Source organism: Vibrio sp. Vb1026, from assembly GCF_033338745.1.
Taxonomy (GTDB): domain Bacteria; phylum Pseudomonadota; class Gammaproteobacteria; order Enterobacterales; family Vibrionaceae; genus Vibrio; species Vibrio alginolyticus.
Window position 1 is genome coordinate 44,351 of record NZ_JAWOTH010000011.1, and the last position, 18,149, is coordinate 62,499.

The 18,149-nt window shown below is 46.2% G+C and carries 20 protein-coding genes; 17 read left to right on the plus strand and 3 right to left on the minus strand.

Features of this window, described 5'->3' with window-relative positions:
• Positions 1–68: 68 nt before the first annotated feature.
• Genes R7E47_RS16145 through R7E47_RS16155 form a run of 3 tightly spaced genes read right to left on the minus strand, consistent with a single transcriptional unit; the run spans position 69 to position 2,814 of the window.
• A complete protein-coding gene (locus R7E47_RS16145) occupies positions 69–1,313 on the minus strand; it encodes an NAD(P)/FAD-dependent oxidoreductase (RefSeq protein WP_318084638.1) in 1,245 nt (414 codons plus the stop codon).
• A 7-nt stretch (positions 1,314–1,320) separates the two neighbouring features.
• A complete protein-coding gene (locus R7E47_RS16150; RefSeq protein WP_005388297.1) occupies positions 1,321–2,388 on the minus strand; it encodes a class I SAM-dependent methyltransferase in 1,068 nt (355 codons plus the stop codon).
• 27 nt (positions 2,389–2,415) lie between these two features.
• Complete coding sequence (locus R7E47_RS16155) at positions 2,416–2,814, minus strand: hypothetical protein (RefSeq protein WP_005382272.1); 399 nt, start codon at positions 2,812–2,814, stop codon at positions 2,416–2,418.
• A gap of 76 nt (positions 2,815–2,890) precedes the next feature.
• Between R7E47_RS16155 and R7E47_RS16160 the strand changes: the two genes are divergently transcribed.
• From R7E47_RS16160 to R7E47_RS16240, 17 genes are read left to right on the plus strand one after another with little or no spacing between them, the layout of a single operon-like run.
• A complete protein-coding gene (locus tag R7E47_RS16160) occupies positions 2,891–3,619 on the plus strand; it encodes a beta-ketoacyl synthase chain length factor (protein ID WP_137281802.1) in 729 nt (242 codons plus the stop codon).
• Positions 3,616–4,383: a lysophospholipid acyltransferase family protein gene (locus R7E47_RS16165; protein ID WP_005388305.1), complete on the plus strand. Its 768-nt coding sequence runs from the start codon at positions 3,616–3,618 to the stop codon at positions 4,381–4,383. The genes R7E47_RS16160 and R7E47_RS16165 overlap by 4 nt, the downstream gene beginning before the upstream one ends.
• Positions 4,384–4,396: 13 nt before the next feature.
• Positions 4,397–4,657 (plus strand): phosphopantetheine-binding protein, encoded by a 261-nt coding sequence (locus R7E47_RS16170; protein WP_005382278.1) that lies wholly within the window; start codon positions 4,397–4,399, stop codon positions 4,655–4,657.
• A gap of 15 nt (positions 4,658–4,672) precedes the next feature.
• Entirely contained in the window at positions 4,673–4,930 is a 258-nt protein-coding gene (locus R7E47_RS16175; RefSeq protein ID WP_005382279.1) for an acyl carrier protein, read from the plus strand.
• Positions 4,930–5,490: a hypothetical protein gene (locus R7E47_RS16180; protein WP_213874650.1), complete on the plus strand. Its 561-nt coding sequence runs from the start codon at positions 4,930–4,932 to the stop codon at positions 5,488–5,490. Before R7E47_RS16175 ends, R7E47_RS16180 begins: the two co-directional genes overlap by 1 nt.
• 4 nt (positions 5,491–5,494) lie before the next feature.
• Positions 5,495–6,895: an AMP-binding protein gene (locus R7E47_RS16185; RefSeq protein WP_262643678.1), complete on the plus strand. Its 1,401-nt coding sequence runs from the start codon at positions 5,495–5,497 to the stop codon at positions 6,893–6,895.
• A 10-nt stretch (positions 6,896–6,905) separates the two neighbouring features.
• On the plus strand, positions 6,906–7,274 hold the full coding sequence (locus R7E47_RS16190) for a 3-hydroxyacyl-ACP dehydratase (protein WP_053315508.1): 369 nt from the start codon (positions 6,906–6,908) through the stop codon (positions 7,272–7,274).
• Complete coding sequence (locus R7E47_RS16195; RefSeq protein ID WP_318084642.1) at positions 7,267–8,973, plus strand: glycosyltransferase family 2 protein; 1,707 nt, start codon at positions 7,267–7,269, stop codon at positions 8,971–8,973. The genes R7E47_RS16190 and R7E47_RS16195 overlap by 8 nt, the downstream gene beginning before the upstream one ends.
• Positions 8,957–10,510: a histidine ammonia-lyase gene (gene hutH, locus R7E47_RS16200; protein WP_053815764.1), complete on the plus strand. Its 1,554-nt coding sequence runs from the start codon at positions 8,957–8,959 to the stop codon at positions 10,508–10,510. Before R7E47_RS16195 ends, hutH begins: the two co-directional genes overlap by 17 nt.
• Positions 10,510–10,956 carry an acyl-CoA thioesterase gene (locus R7E47_RS16205; RefSeq protein WP_054575208.1) on the plus strand — a complete coding sequence of 149 codons (447 nt, stop codon included), beginning with the start codon at positions 10,510–10,512 and terminating at the stop codon, positions 10,954–10,956. The genes hutH and R7E47_RS16205 overlap by 1 nt, the downstream gene beginning before the upstream one ends.
• Positions 10,956–11,576, plus strand: coding sequence for a LolA family protein (locus R7E47_RS16210; RefSeq protein ID WP_054575209.1), 621 nt, complete (start codon positions 10,956–10,958; stop codon positions 11,574–11,576). Before R7E47_RS16205 ends, R7E47_RS16210 begins: the two co-directional genes overlap by 1 nt.
• Entirely contained in the window at positions 11,548–13,890 is a 2,343-nt protein-coding gene (locus R7E47_RS16215) for an MMPL family transporter (RefSeq protein WP_318084645.1), read from the plus strand. Before R7E47_RS16210 ends, R7E47_RS16215 begins: the two co-directional genes overlap by 29 nt.
• Positions 13,887–14,498, plus strand: a complete 612-nt coding sequence (locus R7E47_RS16220; protein WP_054575211.1) for a DUF3261 domain-containing protein — start codon at positions 13,887–13,889, stop codon at positions 14,496–14,498. Before R7E47_RS16215 ends, R7E47_RS16220 begins: the two co-directional genes overlap by 4 nt.
• 20 nt (positions 14,499–14,518) lie before the next feature.
• A complete protein-coding gene (locus R7E47_RS16225; protein WP_318084647.1) occupies positions 14,519–15,706 on the plus strand; it encodes a beta-ketoacyl-[acyl-carrier-protein] synthase family protein in 1,188 nt (395 codons plus the stop codon).
• Positions 15,699–16,163, plus strand: a complete 465-nt coding sequence (locus R7E47_RS16230) for a hotdog family protein (protein WP_017634799.1) — start codon at positions 15,699–15,701, stop codon at positions 16,161–16,163. The genes R7E47_RS16225 and R7E47_RS16230 overlap by 8 nt, the downstream gene beginning before the upstream one ends.
• Positions 16,160–16,885, plus strand: coding sequence for a 3-oxoacyl-ACP reductase FabG (gene fabG / locus R7E47_RS16235; protein WP_213906496.1), 726 nt, complete (start codon positions 16,160–16,162; stop codon positions 16,883–16,885). The genes R7E47_RS16230 and fabG overlap by 4 nt, the downstream gene beginning before the upstream one ends.
• Positions 16,882–18,105 (plus strand): beta-ketoacyl-ACP synthase, encoded by a 1,224-nt coding sequence (locus tag R7E47_RS16240; protein WP_053307508.1) that lies wholly within the window; start codon positions 16,882–16,884, stop codon positions 18,103–18,105. Before fabG ends, R7E47_RS16240 begins: the two co-directional genes overlap by 4 nt.
• The last annotated feature ends 44 nt before the right edge of the window (positions 18,106–18,149 follow it).

The following is an 18,149-nucleotide window of genomic DNA, read 5'->3' on the forward strand; positions in this document are numbered from 1 at the left end:
AAAAAGGCCTTACCAATTTTTTGGTAAGACCTAGGTTTACTGATTCTCGGATAAGCGAATGTATATTCTTACAGTTCAGCTTCCCGAACCAGTTCTGCAAGCGTCGACAAACGCTGCTCACTTTGTTTTACGTAAGGATTATTCGTATCCCAAGCATATCCAGCCAAAATCGCACTAATCATCTGTTTAATACGTGGGTTCGGGTTTTGATAGAAAATCACATCTTGCAACGTGCCGTTGTACCAGCCTTCCACATAAGTGCGGAATGTGTTCACTCCCACCATTAAGCGTTGCGAGTACTCTTCTTGCCAATCAACCTTTTCACCATTCAGCTGACGAACCACGCAGTCCGCTGCAAACTCTGCCGATTTCATGGCGATAGTGACACCCGATGAAAATACAGGATCAAGAAACTCACCTGCATTACCAAGCAACGCGTAGTGCTCTGTCGCTAAACGTTTGACGTTAGCAGAATAGCCACCCAACTCGCCTGCTGGATTCGGGTAATTCGCGTTTCGCAATAAAGCAGCCAAACCCAGCTCTTCATTGGCTAACTGCTGCAACGCTGCAATCTTATCTTCTGGGTATTTTTCGAAAAATTCTGGCTCACCCACCACACCAAACGAACAGGTACCATTAGAGAATGGGATTAGCCAGTACCATACGTCGTGATTTTCAGGATGAACTGAAATTAAAATTTTGTTGCGATCGTATTCCGGCTCTTGGGGAGAGATATGATCTTCGATATGGGTAAAGATCGCTTTTCTAGGCGGAAGACAAGAAGGTTCTTCTAGCTCCAACAAGCGTGGTAAAACACGCCCAAAGCCACTTGCATCCAGCACAAAATCTGCTTCGATTTGATAAGCCTTCTTATTTGAGTCGAGCACTTCTAATCGAGACTTTTTCCCTTCAAACACTAGGTTGAGCAGCTCATGCTGATAACGAATCTCTACGCCTTGCTCTTCAGCGCTATCTGCCAATACTTTATCAAAGTTGGCACGTTGAACCTGAAACGTCGTGCCCGGTCCTGGTGTGTATTTGTTTGTAAAGTCGAACTGGGTGTATACGCCATTACGACGAAATGCAGCACCATCTTTATACTGGAAACCAAACTGCTTTACTGCATGAGTCATTCCTGCTTGTTCAACAACTTCCATACATGCAGGGAGTAGGCTTTCTCCTATGGAAAAACGTGGAAAAGTCGCTTTTTCTAAGACAACAACATCTATGCCACGCGATTTTAATAACGCAGAAACGGTTGAACCTGATGGCCCCGCTCCTACGACAACAACTTGCTTGAGCTCTGTTTTCATTCTGAATTTAGTTTGCTTGTAGTTTTAATAAGGTATGACCAAGGCCAATATTGTCGGTTCTTTCAACGACAGATAAACCTGCCGCTTCGACAATTTCTAAGAAATCATCACTGCGATAAAAGCGACTATTACCGTTAGCTAAACAGGTAAAATAAAGAGAAGTGGCATTAAGGCTATAGGAAGCTCCCGCGTATTTTTGAGCATCCCAAAACAGCTCCAATACGTAAATAGTATCTCCCTTCGTTAACTGGGCTTTAACTTTTTTAAGGATATTGAGGATCTCAATTGGGGAAAAGCAATCCAAGAACTGGCTCATCCACCATACGTCAGCGTGTCCAGGCAATGTTTGTGCTTTATCCAGCATGTTTGCAGGGTATGGACGTACACGCTCGACGAACTGGTTTTCTGAAACATTCTTCATCGCTACTTCTAATTGCTGTGGTAAATCAACAATCGTCACTTGAACGTCAGGGTCATGTTTACAACACTGAATCGCCCATTTTCCCGTATTTCCGCCAATATCCACAAGATGCTTTGGCTTGCTTGCAAATACTTCTTTAAGCAGAAGTGGGAACGAGCGATCCGAATAGAAATGATCGAACTTAAACCAGCTCTGTTTGGCTTGTTCTGGTAACGTCGATAGACCTTGATAAATGGTCTCCCAATTGCCCAACTCTTTCAAACCTGACGGTTTACCTTCTTGAATTGCTTCCGTCAAATGCATCATCGCGGCGTAACAAACATCTGCCGTAAAATCCATGTTTGCATTCGTCATACCATCATGAAGAAGGTAAAAACCAAGGTTTGCAAGCGAATAGTTAGGTCGTTCCCATAAAACAATATGCGCACTAATCGCCATATCCAACAGTACTTTAACACCATATTCTGATACTCCCGTTTTCTCGGCAATATCTGTGGCACTCATGCCTTGAGCGCCAGCGCTGTCTAAAGCGGCTAAAATACCTAAATCTCGAAGCGTTTTGGCGGTCTGGAACACGATTGGTGCAAAAGATAACTTCTGAGCTTCTGTCTTCGCTTCAAAAGCATTAAAAGGGTCATTATTTTGATTTAACACGGAAAAACCTAACTGCAATTAATAGTTTTATTGTTGAGATTGATTGCCCAACAATGCAATAGCTCGCTGAATATCAACATTCAAGTTGTTTACCCAACGATTGTAATTGCGGTGGATTTTGCCATCACTTGCTTTGAGATTTACTGAGTTGAGATAAATAATTGAGTAATATTTATTATTGTATGGGATTTTTACTTCTGCAGAGTGTTTACGAACGTGGATTTTTGCAATAAGAACACCAGGGCTTACTTCTTCGATCGTCCAGCCTCGGTTAGTTGCTGATTGCACTATGGCCATTTTTACTTGTTTATTTTGAAGATCATAAGCAACTGGAGTATCCTCCACATTCATTACAGGTTGTACTCGTCCACAACCAACAAGAAGCAAAGTTAATAATAACGAGACATACAGCTTAAAACGCGACATGATAATTTCCTTTTTATTGTGAATTTGGGTCAACCCCAATTTGTATCGAGCTGTAAAATAAACAATTTAACCCAATATGCCAAACTCGAAGATCAACATTTCGTTCAATATTGATGCGTGGACAGCGAATTCATTCGGTTTATCCGAATCCAATGAATGGAAACAATGGGCAACAGAGATAAAATGGCCAGAAGATGGCAAAATCAATGTTGCAAATATTCCTGCGATGATGCGCAGAAGAATGAGCCCACTCAGTAAACTGGCGGTACAAACTGCAATCGAAATGCTTAATCAACATCAAGTTGATTACCTTGTATTTTCAAGCCGTCATGGTGAACTGCATCGCAGCGTCGCACTAGTTGAAGATATAATTAATGGAGAAGAGGCGTCTCCGATGGCTTTTTCTCAATCGGTGCACAATACCGCCGCAGGGCTTGCCACTATCGCAACTAAACAACCCATTCCCCTAACTTCTATCGCTGCGGCAGAAAACACATTCCAAAGCGCAATATTAGAAGCATGGCTGTTTTTGTCCGACAATCCTGACAAAAAAGTACTGCTTGTTGATTTTGATGAGCCTATGCCTGACTCTTACTTAGAATATGAAAACCAACAATACAAAGGGTTTGGACTTGGCTTGATACTTTCTCATGGAGATGGCTTCACGGTGCAAAGCGGCATCAGTGCAAAATGCTCAAACCACCCGTTGCCACAAGGCTTAGCGTTTTTGCAACACTACTTGTCAGATGAAAATCAGTGGACTATTCACGCTCCGAAACAAATTTGGGAATGGCACAAAAAATGACTCGCTTAAATCAGTATTGGCGTGTGCTAGCAACAGGCTTTTGTTTTTCAGTATTTGGGTTAGGTGGTTTAGTACTGAGTTTCATTGTTATTCCGACCATTCGTATTTTTGTTTCAGACCAAACGGAACGCGAATATAAAGTTCAAGGTGCGATTCGATATTCATTCAACACATTTTGTAAATTGATGAAGTTGAGTGGCGCAATCGATTATCAAATTATTGGTGCCGATATTCTTCAACAAGATCGTAATTGTTTAATTGTTGCCAACCACCCTAGTTTAATCGATTACGTTCTCATTGCTTCACAATTAAATCGCTGCGACTGTTTAGTAAAATCGGCAATATGGTCGAATCCTTTTATGAAGCACATCGTAAAAGCAGCCGGATATATTCCCAATGAAGCACCGGATGATTTATTAGCACTTTGTGATGAACGATTTAACAAAGGCAACGTGTTGCTTATATTTCCTGAAGGAACAAGAACAACGCCAGGTGTAGAACCGAAATTACAACGTGGTGCAGCACAAATTGCGGTAAGAACAGAACGAGATTTAAGAGTTGTCCATATTACGGTAACACCAAGTTTCCTCACAAAAGAGAAAAAATGGTATCAAGTACCGGCAACAAAGCCCTTTTTCAGGGTTGAAGTTAAGGATAAAGTTGAGATTACCCCCTTTATAAAGCAAACTACGTCGCCGACAATAGCGGCGCGACGCTTACAACAGCACCTAGCTGAAAACATTTTTCCAGAAAACTTTTATTAATAAGCAGGTCCCAGTGGAACAGTTACACAACGACATTAAGCAACTTATTATTGATGCTTTAAACCTTGAAGATTTAACCGTAGATGATATTGAAACGGATGCACCACTTTTTGGTGATGGACTTGGCTTAGATTCTATCGACGCGCTTGAGCTTGGACTCGCAATAAAAAAACAATACAACATCGTTATTGATGCCGACGACTCAAATACGCGCGAACACTTTGCGTCTGTAGCAAATCTAGCGAAATACGTTTCTTCTCAAACTAATGAATAAGTTGTAGGTATATTCATGACTGATGTAAATAAAGATCAAGTATTTGAACAAGTTAAAGATGCGCTTGTTGAGCTGTTCGAAATTGACGCAGCCGACATTCAATCAGATGCGCACTTATACCAAGATCTCGATCTTGATAGCATTGACGCCGTTGATTTGGTCGTACACCTACAGAATGTCACTGGCAAAAAAATCAAGCCAGCAGAGTTTAGTGCAGTAAGAACCGTTGACGATGTGGTTAACGCTGTCACTGAGTTATTGAAGGAAAGTTAATGCGCCAATTGCTGACTGGTCTGTCTGCAATTGTACTGTTTGCCTACCCCTTCGCCGTCTATTTCGGTATAGATAAATTTGGCTTGAACTTAGTTGGGGGCTTGTTAATTGCTGCGTTACTTTTGCGTGTTTTCGTCGCAAATAAGACCCCACTAAAAGAGTTTAAGTTCTTGGCGCTCGTTACGGGCGCTGTTGGCATTGTCCTAATTACGCTTGGCATGGTGTTTAAACAACATGGGTGGCTTCAGTTTTACCCTGTCGTTGTCAATGTATGTATGCTGTGTGTATTTGGACTGAGCTTAAAACAGCCGCAATCGATCATAGAGAGGCTTGCTCGCTTGCAAGAGCCCGACCTTCCGGCTATTGGCGTGGCTTACACTCGCAAAGTGACGATGGTTTGGTGCGCCTTTTTTACGCTCAACGCTGCCGTTGCACTCTATACCTGTTTCCTACCAGTAAAAATATGGACGCTTTATAACGGCCTCATCAGCTACTTACTTGCTGGTGGCTTGTTCGCTGGAGAATGGATCGTGCGTCAATTTGTTCGAAAGGAACACTAATCGTATGAATACAACGTATTCGAGCTTTACCTCCCTTGCGACCTTGTTCATCGCAGAGAGGTCTGAGCAATCCCCAGTCTCTTACGATCGCGACACGGTTATCACGTGGGGTGATTTCCAGCAGCACGTCGCAACACTTACTCAGCAGCTAGAGACCCAACCAACGCAAAACATTGCGTTGTGTTTTGGCAACAGCTACCTATTTGCCGTTGGCTTTTTTGCTTGTTGTTATGCAGGAAAATCCATTGTATTACCTGGTAATTACCAACCAGAAGCACTCAAAGAGCTCAGTGAGTACTACGATTTGTTGCTGCATGATGCCGATGTCTCGGTTCCAGAATTGGTGAGCTCGCTTTTGATCGAAGCTCAATCATTGCTAGAAACCACCATGATTAACGAGCCAGAGGCCAAACAACCTTATTTTTGGCGTGAATTAAACCTGGCAGAAATACCAGTAACGCTATTCACTTCGGGTTCAAGCGGCACACCAAAAGCCATTGCAAAAACGCTGAAACAGCTCGATATCGAAGTTGCTATTCTAGATAACCTGTGGGGCGACACGGTTGCCAGCACACACGTTGAAAGCACCGTTTCTCATCAACACATTTACGGCTTGCTGTTCCGCGTATTGTGGCCTTTGTGCTCCGCACGTCCATTTTCAGCACACAACCTTGAGTTCCCAGAGCAAATTGTCCATCACGCTGATGCTGACACCACGCTAGTAAGCAGCCCTGCGTTACTAAAACGACTCAGTGAAGAGCACAATCCGGTTGCGATTCGGTGCGTATTTTCTTCTGGTGGTCCCTTGCCAAACCAAGCCGCGCAGCACAGCCAGTTGTTGTTTGGGTCACTTCCTATTGAAGTTTTTGGCAGCACAGAAACCGGCGGCATCGCTTACCGTCAGCAGCACGAAGCCAGTACTCCCTGGACGTTATTCCCTGGTATTGAAGCCGAGCTTAACCATGAAAATTGTTTAAAGCTCCGCTCGCCACACATTGATGAAAACACTTGGTACCAAACTGCGGATGAATGCTATTTCCATGATAGTATTTCTTTTGAATTGCGTGGACGCACTGACCGAATCGTCAAAGTCGAAGAAAAGCGTATTTCCCTTGTCGAAGTGGAAAAACGTTTAGAGCAATTGCCGTGGGTTCAAGAAAGCGTGGTGATCCCAATGGAAAAATCTGGTCGCCTCACGTTAGTCTCGATCATCGTACTTAACGATCAAGGCAGCGATGTGCTTAATGAACTTGGTAAAGGCAAATTTTGGCTTGAGCTTCGCAAGGCACTGCGCAATTGGCTAGAACCGATCGCTATCCCGAGAAAATTCCGAGTGGTCGATGAAATTCCATTGAACAGCCAAGGCAAACGCCAAGTTGCTGAAATTGAAAAACTATTCCAATAAAGCTAGTAACATGGATAAAAGAAAACCAACTATTCAGAATATTGAAGTGAGTGACCATACCGCGGAGCTGTCGCTGCGAGTGGATGCTGACATCTTAGATTTCCAAGGTCATTTCAATCACTTCCCTCTTTTACCCGGCGTCACTCAAATTGATTGGGCGCTGTTCTACGCCGTTCAACATTTGAATACTCCCAAGGTATTTAAAGGAATGGAAGTCATCAAATTTCAAGAGCCGATTCTGCCAAACGCAGCCGTTTGCCTCTCACTCTCTTGGGACAATGAGCGCGAGAAATTGACCTTTAAGTACACATCGAAAAACGGTGAAACCTTGGTGACTCACTCGTCAGGAAAAATGAAACTGGGTGAGTCACGTGAGTGATTATCGTCCCTGCTTTTTAATTCCTTGCTACAACCACGGCAGCACAATTGCAGACGTGGTTGCGTCGTTATCCTCTTTCGCTTTGCCAGTGCTGGTCGTGGACGACGGCAGCAATGAAGACACCAAACAAGCGCTTTCTGCTTTGAGTGAGCAAGGGCTGATAAAACTGATTAGTTTGAGAGAAAACCAAGGCAAAGGTGGCGCGGTGATGGCAGGCCTACATCAAGCTCACCAACTTGGTTTTACGCACGCCATTCAAATCGACGCAGATGGTCAGCACGACCTAGAAGCATTGCCGAAATTGCTCAGCGCCAGCGAAACAAAACCAGATAACCTGCTTTCGGGCCAACCGATATACGACGAGAGCGTACCTAAATCCCGTTTGTATGGTCGCTACGCTACGCACGTTTGGGTGTGGATAGAAACCTTGTCACTGTCTATCAAAGACAGCATGTGTGGTTTTCGCGCCTACCCATTGGCGAAAACGGTCGCCGTGTTGAACAAGTACAACATCGGCAAACGCATGGATTTTGATATCGAAATTCTGGTGCGAATGTACTGGGAAGGCGTCGATATTGATTTTGTTCCAACGCGCGTGATCTACCCTGAAGGTGGCATTTCCCACTTCGACGCATTGTGGGATAACGTCAAGATAAGCTGGATGCACACTCGCCTATTTTTTGGCATGTTGCCGCGCATTCCTTCGCTACTCGCCAGAAAGCACAGTCACACAGACGACAGCAATACCCACTGGTCGAAACGAAAAGAACAAGGCACGATTTTAGGCATCAAAACCTTACTCGCGGTTTACCGCTTGTTCGGCAGAAAAGCGTTTGACCTGATTTTAAAATTAGTCATGCGCTACTACCACTTCACGGGTAAATCTGCCCGTGAAGCGTCTGAGGTTTACCTGCAAAACTTGCAGTACTACGCAACGCAGCAGAGCATCGCACTACCAAAACAGTTGGACAGCTATCATCATCTGCTTTCTTTTGGGCGAACCATGCTCGACAAACTGGCTGCCTGGCAAGGTGACTTTAACGTCGATAACCTAACCATTCACGGCCAGCATCATTTCGAAGAGATGGCGCAGAAAAAACAAGGCGTGCTCATTTTAGGCTCGCACCTTGGCAATATCGAACTCTGCCGCGCGCTTGGTCGTCGACACTCTCATGTCAAAATCAACGCCTTGGTATTTACCCAACACGCTGAACAATTTAATGCGGTAATGAAGGCGGTAAACCCAAACTCGGAACTGAATTTGATTCAAGTCAGCTCAATGGGACCAGACACCGCGATTCTGCTTCAACAAAAAATCGAGCAAGGCGAATGGGTGGTGATCGTTGGCGATCGCACTTCTACCAGCAAAGAAAATCGTGTCGTTTGGGCAGATTTTCTTGGTAAACCAGCGCCATTCCCGCAAGGCCCATTCATGCTGGCCTCGGTATTAAAAGCGCCGGTTTATCTACTCTTCGGCCTACGCGACGATGAAGCAAACACTCCGCATTTTAATGTGTACTTTGAACACTTTAGTGACCAAATCACGCTACCGCGCAAGGAGCGTCAGCAGGCACTAGAACACGTTGTTCAACAGTACGCCCACAGATTAGAACACCACACACTGCAAGCGCCGTTACAGTGGTACAACTTTTTTAACTTCTGGACTTTAAGTAATCAGCCACATGACAAACAACAATAATCACAACATCACTTTTGGTGCCCAATCTTTAACCATCGAAGATGTCGTTGCCATTGCTCAAGGTGCAAAGGCAAACATGAACACCTCGCCAGAATTTACCGCGAAAATTGATCGTGGCGTGGCGTTTCTGGAACGATTACTGAAAGAAGAAGGCGTTATTTACGGCGTGACTACCGGTTACGGCGATTCATGTACTGTGGCGATTCCACCCGCTCTTGTGGATGAACTTCCGTTGCACCTTACACGCTTCCATGGTTGTGGCTTAGGTCAAATCCTTTCTCATGAGCAAGCTCGCGCGGTGCTGGCAACCCGTTTGTGTTCATTGTCGCAAGGCGTATCTGGCGTGTCTCACGATCTGTTGAACCAAATCGTTACGCTTATCAACCACGACATTGCGCCGCGTATTCCACAAGAAGGCTCGGTGGGCGCAAGTGGCGATTTAACGCCTCTGTCTTACCTAGCGGCGACCTTAATTGGCGAGCGTGAAGTGCTTTACAAAGGCGATGTGCGACCAACACAAGAAGTGTTTGCAGAGCTGGGCATTGAGCCAATTCGCCTAAAACCAAAAGAAGGTTTGGCGTTAATGAACGGTACATCCGTGATGACTGCCCTCGCCTGTCTTGCCTACAAACGCGCAGAATACCTAGCTCAGCTTTGCACCAAGATTACCGCGATGGTCTCTGTGGGTATGCAAGGTAATGACTTCCACTTTGATGAAGCGTTGTTTGCGGTAAAGCCTCACCCTGGTCAACAGCAAGTTGCAGCTTGGCTGCGTGATGATCTCAATGCTGAGCGTCCGCCACGCAATAGCGACCGACTGCAAGATCGTTACTCGCTGCGTTGTGCGCCACACGTAATTGGCATGGTGCAAGACTCACTGCCTTGGCTACGTCAATTGATTGAGAATGAACTAAATAGTGCCAACGACAATCCAATTATCGATGGCGACAACGAGCGCGTTCTGCACGGCGGTCACTTCTACGGTGGTCATATCGCAATGGCGATGGATACGTTGAAAGTGAACATTGCCAACTTAGCTGATTTGCTGGACCGTCAGATGGCGCAACTGATGGATTACAAGTTCAATAACGGCCTGCCGTTTAACTTAACCGGTGCAGAAGGCGAGCGTAAACCGATCAACCACGGCTTTAAAGCGGTTCAGATTGGTATCTCAGCTTGGACGGCAGAAGCGTTGAAAAACACCATGCCAGCGAGCGTTTTTTCTCGCTCAACCGAATGTCACAACCAAGACAAAGTGAGCATGGGCACCATTGCGGCTCGTGATTGCTTACGCGTACTTGAGTTAACAGAGCAAGTTGCTGCGGCTTCACTCCTAGCAAGCGTTCAAGCGGTTGAGATTCGTCGCCGTCATAACGAATTGGACGAACACCACATGAGTCAGAGTTTGCGAGTAATTCGTGACGCAGTACTGAACGAGTTTGAATTTGTGATTGAAGATCGCCCATTGGAACAAGATTTGCGCCATTTCATTGAACGCATTCAGCAACGTCATTGGCCACTCTACGCGGAGGTATAATGCAAGAGCAGGTTCTCTACCCATTAAAAGCGGAGGTGACTATGGTCACCTCATTCCAAGATGCTGACCCGATGGGCGTGATTTATCACGGCAACTTCTTTCGATATTTTGAAGAAGCGCGTCGTGTGCTGATGGAAAAGATCCAATACAGCTATCGCGATATGCAAGACTCTGGGTACATGTGGCCGATCATCGACACGCGCGTTAAATACGTGAAGGCGATTCCGTTTAATCACACCATTCGCATTACCGCGCAACTCACTGAGTGGGAAAACCGCTTACGTGTGGATTACGTGATTTACGACGCCGAAACGAATCAACGTATGTGCAAAGCGCATACAACGCAAGTCGCCGTATCCATTGAAAAGCAAGAGATGTGCTTTGTTTCTCCAGCAATCTTTTTAGATAAAGTAGAGCAATGGCACAACCATGGGAGTCTGGACTAATGCAAAAGTGGTTACTCTCTTTTTTGCTGATATTTTCTGTTCCAGCACTGGCCACACCGACAGTAAATGTAACGGATTTGGCATCGCTTCAACAGCAGTTGTCTCAGCATGAAATCGTACGCGGAGATTTTACGCAGCAGCGTCATCTGGAAATGTTTAGTCAACCTTTAACCTCTAAAGGTCAGTTCACACTGAGCAAAACACATGGCTTGTTGTGGCAACAAACAGAACCTTTCGCAGTCAATTTGGTATTGACGGAAAACAAACTTCGTCAGACTTTTGCCGACCAAGCACCGAAAACGATCTCTGCACAAGAAAACCCAATGGCGTTCTACTTTAGTCATGTGTTTTTATCCGTGTTCCACGGGGATACTTCTGCACTGCAAGAACAATTCACACTCGATTTTTCAGTTGAGAACAATCAATGGCAGCTCGTTTTAGTGCCAAAACAGTCGCCATTAAATGCGGTGTTTCAATCCATCACTCTTTCCGGTAAAACGCACATTGATCGCCTAACCCTACAAGAGCTGCGTGGCGATAAGACCGAAATCACGTTTACAAACCAGACCTCTCTACCTCAGGAACTCACGGATGCCGAAGACGCTCAATTCCGTTTCTAAACTCAGTCTCGGCACTCATACCTTTGCTCTGGTTTGGCTCAATCTCGTTGTTTTAGCGGGCGCGTTGCTACTCAAACAATGGGTTTGGAGTGCAGAATCTCCGATTGAGACCAACATTTTAAAACTGCTGCCGAAGAACCAACAAAACCCGGTGGCTGAGCAAGCCTTTGAGTCGGTCTCGGCAAGTATGAGCGACAAAGTCATTTTCGTGATCACAGCGCCGGACAAAAATGCCCTTTTTGCAGCGGCCGCTGAATTTGATAAGGGGTTACGCCAAAGTAATCATTTTCGCGATGTGGTAGGAAAAATCTCACCTCAAGAACAGCAAGCTTGGGCGAGTTACTACTTTAAGCACCGCTTCCAATTGCTGACGCCTGAACAACGAGAGCGTTTAAGCCAAAATCCAGAACAGCAAGTGCAGCATGTGATTCAGTCTCTGTACAACCCGTTTTCTGGGGTGACTGGGCAAGAGTTACAAAATGATCCTTTCTTGCTATTTCGTGATTATTTAAGCCAAGTTACCCAGCAATCGTCCTCTTTCCGATTGGATAACGGCTATCTGTCCGTCGAAAAAGACGATGCTCAATACTTGCTTATTACTGCCGAACTAAAAGACTCGCCTTATAGCCTAACTGGGCAGCTTGCCGTCCCTGATATTCAAGCGCTAGAACAAAGCGTCGCGCAGAAATATGGCGCTGAAGTCTCACATACAGGCGTTCTATTTTACGCCGACTTTGGTACGCAAAGTGCAAAATCGGAGATCAGTACCATCGGTGTGTTCTCTCTGCTCGGTATCATTGCATTGTTCGTGTTGGTCTTTCGTAGTGTGATGCCACTGTCTCTCGCACTGCTTTCCATCACCATTGGTTTGCTCGTTGCGTTGTCCGTTACGACGTGGATTTTTGGAAAAGTCCATCTGTTCAGCTTAGTGTTTGGCGCAAGTTTAATCGGCGTGTCTATCGACTACGCATTCCACTACCTAACCGAACGCCTTGCGGCGGGAAATGAATGGGATAGCGAGCAAGGGTTAAAGCATATTTTCATAGCGATCACACTTGGCTTAATCACCAGTTTGATCGGCTATTTGGGCATGTTAGTGGCACCCTTTCCTGGTTTGCAGCAGCTTGCGCTGTTTTCATCCATTGGTCTGACTGCCGCTTACATCACCGTGGTGGCTTGGTATCCGATACTGGCTCGTAACCCATCGCGCTCCATTTCGACTTTACCGGGACAATCACTGTTGGCGAAATGGTTAACGCTTTGGAATCAACCTCGAATTAAAGTCGGATTACCGATGTTATGTGTGGTTGCGAGTGGCTTTTTCTTGCTGCAATTGAACTACGATGACGACATTCGTCTGCTGCAAACGATGCCGAACGATCTCAAGCAGCAAGAAACCTTGATTACGACGCTCAGTGGCATGCAATCTTCGCAGCAAATGTTGGTCGTTACCGCCGACGATGACGAAAACCTAATGAAAAAGCTGGAGTCTTTGACACCAACTTTAGAAGCGTGGAAAGCGGACAGCACCATCGAAAGCTACCAGAGCCTGAGCCGCTACTTGAGCTCAGTGGAACGTCAGCAACAAGACTATCAATTGATTCGCGATCTTTACGCGACACAATCCAGCCCACTTACTTCCGGGCTGGGCTTAAGTAAAAAGCCCAAAATGGACGCCGACTTTATCCCTGTTACGGTTGAACAGTACTTGCAAAACCCGGTATCAGCGCCTGTACGTTTTCTTCATTTGGGTAAGATCAAAGGAAAATCGGCAACGGTAGTGGTGTTAAACCAATTGCAAGACTCCGTTGTTGTTAAGGCATTTGCCAAATCACAGTCTGATGTTGTCTACCTAAACAAAGCTGAAGAAATATCCACCCTATTTGGTGAATACCGAATCAAAATCATGGAGCTATTGGCAGCCGCCAGTGCTGTGATCTTTCTGGTATTAATCAAGCGGTACGGTCTGCAACACAGTTGCCGAGTTTTACTGCCATCATTGATTGCTTGCGCCTGCGGTCTGGCAACTGCTGTCGCGATGGGAACAACATTAAACCTGTTCAACTTGCTTGGCTTGGTGCTCATTCTTGGTATAGGGATCGATTACACTCTGTTCTTTGCCGAGAAAGCCCGCAGTGTGAGCACACTATTGGCGATCACCCTTTCGGCAATGACCACTGTGTTGTCATTTGGATTGCTGTCACTCAGCCAAACTCACGCGATTCACAGTTTTGGCATTACGGTGTTAAGTGGTATTTTTGTCGCTTGGCTGCTCTCTCCGATTGCAATTAAAACAGAGGAAACGACGTCATGATTTTCAATCACGCCTTTCGCTGCGCGACGTTATTCGCACTGAGCCTGTTTTTAAGTGCATGCAGCTTGGTCCCTCACCAATCGACGCCTCAGGTCGACATTGCCGAGCACACCCAAGTTAGCTTGCCCACTCCCGCAAGCTTGGGCTATCAGTTGTCTGCCAGTCAGTTAATTACGGCTTCTTGGGCAATAGATGGTAAAACCACATCTGAGCAACTTCCGGTACAACTGCAAGTGACCAACAACGAAGTGGTGCTGGCAGGCTTCTCATCCTGGGGGACAAGAGTACTCTCACTGTCTTACGATGGAGAACAAATTCAAACCGAAGTGCTCAACGGTTTACAAGGTTCGCTACCGCAGCCAGAACAGGTATTATTTAACCTGATGATCACGCTCTGGCCGAGTTCCGCTTGGGAAGGGTCGTTAAATGAGGTAAGGTGGCGAATTATTGATAAAAATAATTCTCGCGCCATCTTTGATAGCGACGGTGAAAAGATCATTGAGATTCAATACAGCTCGTCTAACAAGTTAGAGGGTAAGATTGATTTTCATCACCTCAAACATCAGTTTTCAATTTCTATTCAAACACTGCAACATCAGATTAATTAAGAAAAATTTAGAATAACAATATGCCTATTCGCTCTTCTCAACCTTTGTATATTCAGGCCTGTGGCTTTCACTCTGCCATGGGGCAAGATGACGCGCTCATCCACCAGTGTTTATCGGGAGCGAAGCCATCCAACATGGTGGTTGACCGAGATATTTTAAATTCAGGCCGCCAAACAGTAATCGGTCGAATCGCACAGACGTTACCGCAATTACCACCCGCACTCAGCCAGTTTGATACGAGAAACAACCGCCTCGCACTTTCGGCTTTGCAGCAAATCGAAGGCAACGTGCGTGACGCCATTGCTAAATATGGCCGTGACCGTATCGCAGTCGTGATCGGCACCAGCACATCTGGCATTTCAGATGGCGAAATCGCATTTGGTGAAAAGCTGGCAAAGGGTAATTTTCCTGCCGACTACCATTACATCAAACAAGAGCTTGGCAACTGCAGCGATTTTATTGCCGCCTACTTTGATTTGAGCGGCCCACATTACTCAGTTTCAACCGCCTGTTCTTCTAGTGGTCGTGTCTTTTTAACCGCGCAACGCCTGATTCGCTCTGGCATTGTTGATGCGGTTATTGTGGGTGGTGTAGATACCATTTGTCGGCTAACACTAAACGGCTTTAACGGTCTAGAAGCTCTATCCGATAGCCTTTGTAAGCCGTTTGATCAACATCGCAACGGCATCAATATCGGCGAAGCCGCAGCATTAATGTTGCTAAGCAAAACACCTGCGCCCGTTGCTCTTCTCGGAGCTGGCGACAGCTCAGACGCACACCATATTTCCGCACCACATCCAGAAGGGTTAGGCGCAGAAGAAGCGATGAAAAAAGCGTTGGCCAATGCAGGACTTACAGCGCAAGACATTGGTTACATCAACGCGCATGGCACAGCAACGCCGTTAAACGATGCGATGGAAAGCAAAGCCATTCATCGCTGCTTTGGAGACTCCGTTCCCGTAAGCTCGACAAAGCCACTTACCGGACACACATTAGGCGCAGCAAGTGCAACGGAAGCCGCGATCACTTGGCATATTCTCAAGTACAACCTTGATTTGCCAATACAACACTGCGAAACCAAAGCAGACGATATCCATATATCGTTAGTTGAGACGCCAACCAAACTGGGTAACAAAGCGATTCTCAGCAACTCTTTTGCTTTTGGTGGCAATAATATTAGTCTTATTTTTGGTTACGCTCATGACTAAACTTCCTCCCATCGAACAACTTTTGCCACACGACAAACCAATGATCTTGGTCGATCGTGCTTTGGATGTTCAACAAGATACGATTCACTGCCAGGTTGATATCGCAGAACACAACCCGTTCTTCGACTCGGCCTCTCAAACTGTGCCAGCTTACGTTGGCATTGAGTTTATGGCGCAATCTGTCGCGGCGTGGTCTGGTTACCACGCATTAATGAAAGAACAAGCGCCACCGATTGGCTTTTTGCTTGGTAGCCGTCGATACACGTCTGAATGCGATACGTTTTCTCGCGGACAGGTGCTCGATGTGTATGCTGAAAAAGTTATGGAAGATAACGGTATGGCGGTTTTTTCAGCCCGTATTGAGCTACAAGGAACTGTTGTAGCGACTTGCCAATTGAACGTTTACGTTCCATCAGAAGAAAAATTACAAGAAATGAAAATCAGGAGTCAACAATGACCCGACAAGTCCTCGTTACAGGTGCCAGCAAAGGCATCGGTAAAGCCATTGCCGTTCAATTAGCCAAAGATGGTTTCCAAGTCATTGTCCATTACATGGGCGATCAACAAGGCGCGCAAGACACCCTAAACACCATCGAACAGCATGGTGGTAGCGGTCGTCTTATCCAATTCGACATCAGTGACCGTGCAGATTGTCGTGAGAAGCTAGAAGCCGATATCGCCGAACACGGCGCTTACTATGGCGTCGTGAACAACGCTGGTATCACAAAAGATACCGCTTTCCCTGCGATGACCGAAGAAGAATGGGATGGTGTGATTCATACCAACTTAGATAGCTTCTACAACGTTCTTCACCCTTGTGTTATGCCAATGGTGCAAAAGCGCAAAGGCGGCCGAATTGTTACGCTTGCATCAGTCTCTGGCCTAACGGGGAATCGTGGTCAAACTAACTACAGCGCAGCGAAAGCGGGCGTAATTGGTGCAACAAAATCACTCGCGCTTGAACTGGCAAAACGCAAAATCACCGTCAACTGCGTTGCTCCAGGGCTTATCGACACAGGCATGGTAGACGAACACGTGAAAGAACATGCGATGCCGCAAATTCCTTTGCGCCGCATGGGAGAGCCAGAAGAAGTTGCTGGTTTAGTCAGTTACCTTATGTCTGACATCGCAGGCTATGTAACTCGCCAAGTCATTTCGGTAAACGGAGGCCTAGTATGAGCCGTCGAGTTGTTGTAACCGGAATGTCAGGCGTGACTGCGTTTGGTAACGATTGGCAATCTGTCGAACCAAAACTGCGTGACTGCCAGAACGCGACGCAATACATGCCTTCTTACGAACAGTATGATGGTTTGAACACCAAGCTCGCGGCACCAATTTTAGATTTTGAACTGCCAAAGCACTACAAGCGCAAGCAAGTACGCGGCATGGGGCGTGTTTCCAAATTGGCGACCGTCGCAACAGAAAACGCACTAAGCCAAGCAGGTTTGATTGGTAACGACGTACTCACCAATGGTCAAACGGGTATCGCATACGGCTCATCAACAGGCAGTACTGACGCAATCGGCGCATTTGGTGTCATGCTGAATGAGAAAACCACTAAAGCGATCACCGCAACGACTTACGTGCAAATGATGCCGCATACCACGGCAGTGAACGTTGGTCTATTTTTCGGTTTGAAAGGCCGAGTGATCCCAACCAGCAGTGCATGTACCTCTGGCAGCCAAGCAATCGGCTACGCCTACGAAGCGATCAAGCACGGCTACCAAACGGTCATGGTTGCTGGTGGCGCTGAAGAATTGTGCCCAACGGAATCCGCGGTCTTCGATACCCTTTTTGCCACCAGTCTGAAGAATGAAGACCCGAAAAGCACACCAAGACCTTATGACTCCGATCGCGATGGTTTGGTGATTGGTGAAGGTGCGGGAACGCTAGTTCTGGAAGAGTACGAACACGCCGTCGCTCGTGGCGCGAAAATCTATGCAGAAATCATCGGTTTTGCCAGCAACTGTGATGCCGCACACGTCACTCAACCACAGATGGAAACCATGCAAATCTGTATGGAAATGGCTTTGCAAAACGCGGGCATTCCTTCTGAGAAGATCGACTATGTATCTGCTCACGGCACTGCCACCGACCGCGGCGATATTGCGGAAAGCAACGCAACAGCGAATGCTCTGGGCAAAGTGCCAATCAGTTCACTCAAGAGCTACTTTGGCCACACACTAGGCGCCTGTGGCGCGATTGAAGCGTGGCTAGGTTTAGAAATGATGCACACAGGTTGGTTTAACCCAACGCTCAACCTAGAAAACCTCGACGAGCAATGTGGCGATTTAGACTACATCGCCGGACAAGGCCGAGAGCTGGACGTGAAATATTTGATGAGTAACAACTTCGCCTTTGGCGGCATCAACACCTCCATCATCTTTAAAAAGATGTAATGCCCTTAATAAATGCAAAAGCGCTGGTTAACCAGCGCTTTTTT

Coding starts and splice junctions, on each gene's coding strand:
- R7E47_RS16230 (WP_017634799.1), top strand. CDS start 15,699: ATGACTAAACTTCCTCCCATCGAACAACTTTTGCCACACGACAAACCA.
- R7E47_RS16205 (WP_054575208.1), top strand. CDS start 10,510: ATGCAAGAGCAGGTTCTCTACCCATTAAAAGCGGAGGTGACTATGGTC.
- R7E47_RS16155 (WP_005382272.1), bottom strand. CDS start 2,814: ATGTCGCGTTTTAAGCTGTATGTCTCGTTATTATTAACTTTGCTTCTT.
- R7E47_RS16185 (WP_262643678.1), top strand. CDS start 5,495: ATGAATACAACGTATTCGAGCTTTACCTCCCTTGCGACCTTGTTCATC.
- R7E47_RS16240 (WP_053307508.1), top strand. CDS start 16,882: ATGAGCCGTCGAGTTGTTGTAACCGGAATGTCAGGCGTGACTGCGTTT.
- R7E47_RS16145 (WP_318084638.1), bottom strand. CDS start 1,313: ATGAAAACAGAGCTCAAGCAAGTTGTTGTCGTAGGAGCGGGGCCATCA.
- R7E47_RS16160 (WP_137281802.1), top strand. CDS start 2,891: ATGCCAAACTCGAAGATCAACATTTCGTTCAATATTGATGCGTGGACA.
- R7E47_RS16210 (WP_054575209.1), top strand. CDS start 10,956: ATGCAAAAGTGGTTACTCTCTTTTTTGCTGATATTTTCTGTTCCAGCA.
- R7E47_RS16220 (WP_054575211.1), top strand. CDS start 13,887: ATGATTTTCAATCACGCCTTTCGCTGCGCGACGTTATTCGCACTGAGC.
- R7E47_RS16215 (WP_318084645.1), top strand. CDS start 11,548: ATGCCGAAGACGCTCAATTCCGTTTCTAAACTCAGTCTCGGCACTCAT.
- R7E47_RS16175 (WP_005382279.1), top strand. CDS start 4,673: ATGACTGATGTAAATAAAGATCAAGTATTTGAACAAGTTAAAGATGCG.
- hutH (WP_053815764.1), top strand. CDS start 8,957: ATGACAAACAACAATAATCACAACATCACTTTTGGTGCCCAATCTTTA.
- R7E47_RS16165 (WP_005388305.1), top strand. CDS start 3,616: ATGACTCGCTTAAATCAGTATTGGCGTGTGCTAGCAACAGGCTTTTGT.
- R7E47_RS16180 (WP_213874650.1), top strand. CDS start 4,930: ATGCGCCAATTGCTGACTGGTCTGTCTGCAATTGTACTGTTTGCCTAC.
- R7E47_RS16190 (WP_053315508.1), top strand. CDS start 6,906: ATGGATAAAAGAAAACCAACTATTCAGAATATTGAAGTGAGTGACCAT.
- R7E47_RS16225 (WP_318084647.1), top strand. CDS start 14,519: ATGCCTATTCGCTCTTCTCAACCTTTGTATATTCAGGCCTGTGGCTTT.
- fabG (WP_213906496.1), top strand. CDS start 16,160: ATGACCCGACAAGTCCTCGTTACAGGTGCCAGCAAAGGCATCGGTAAA.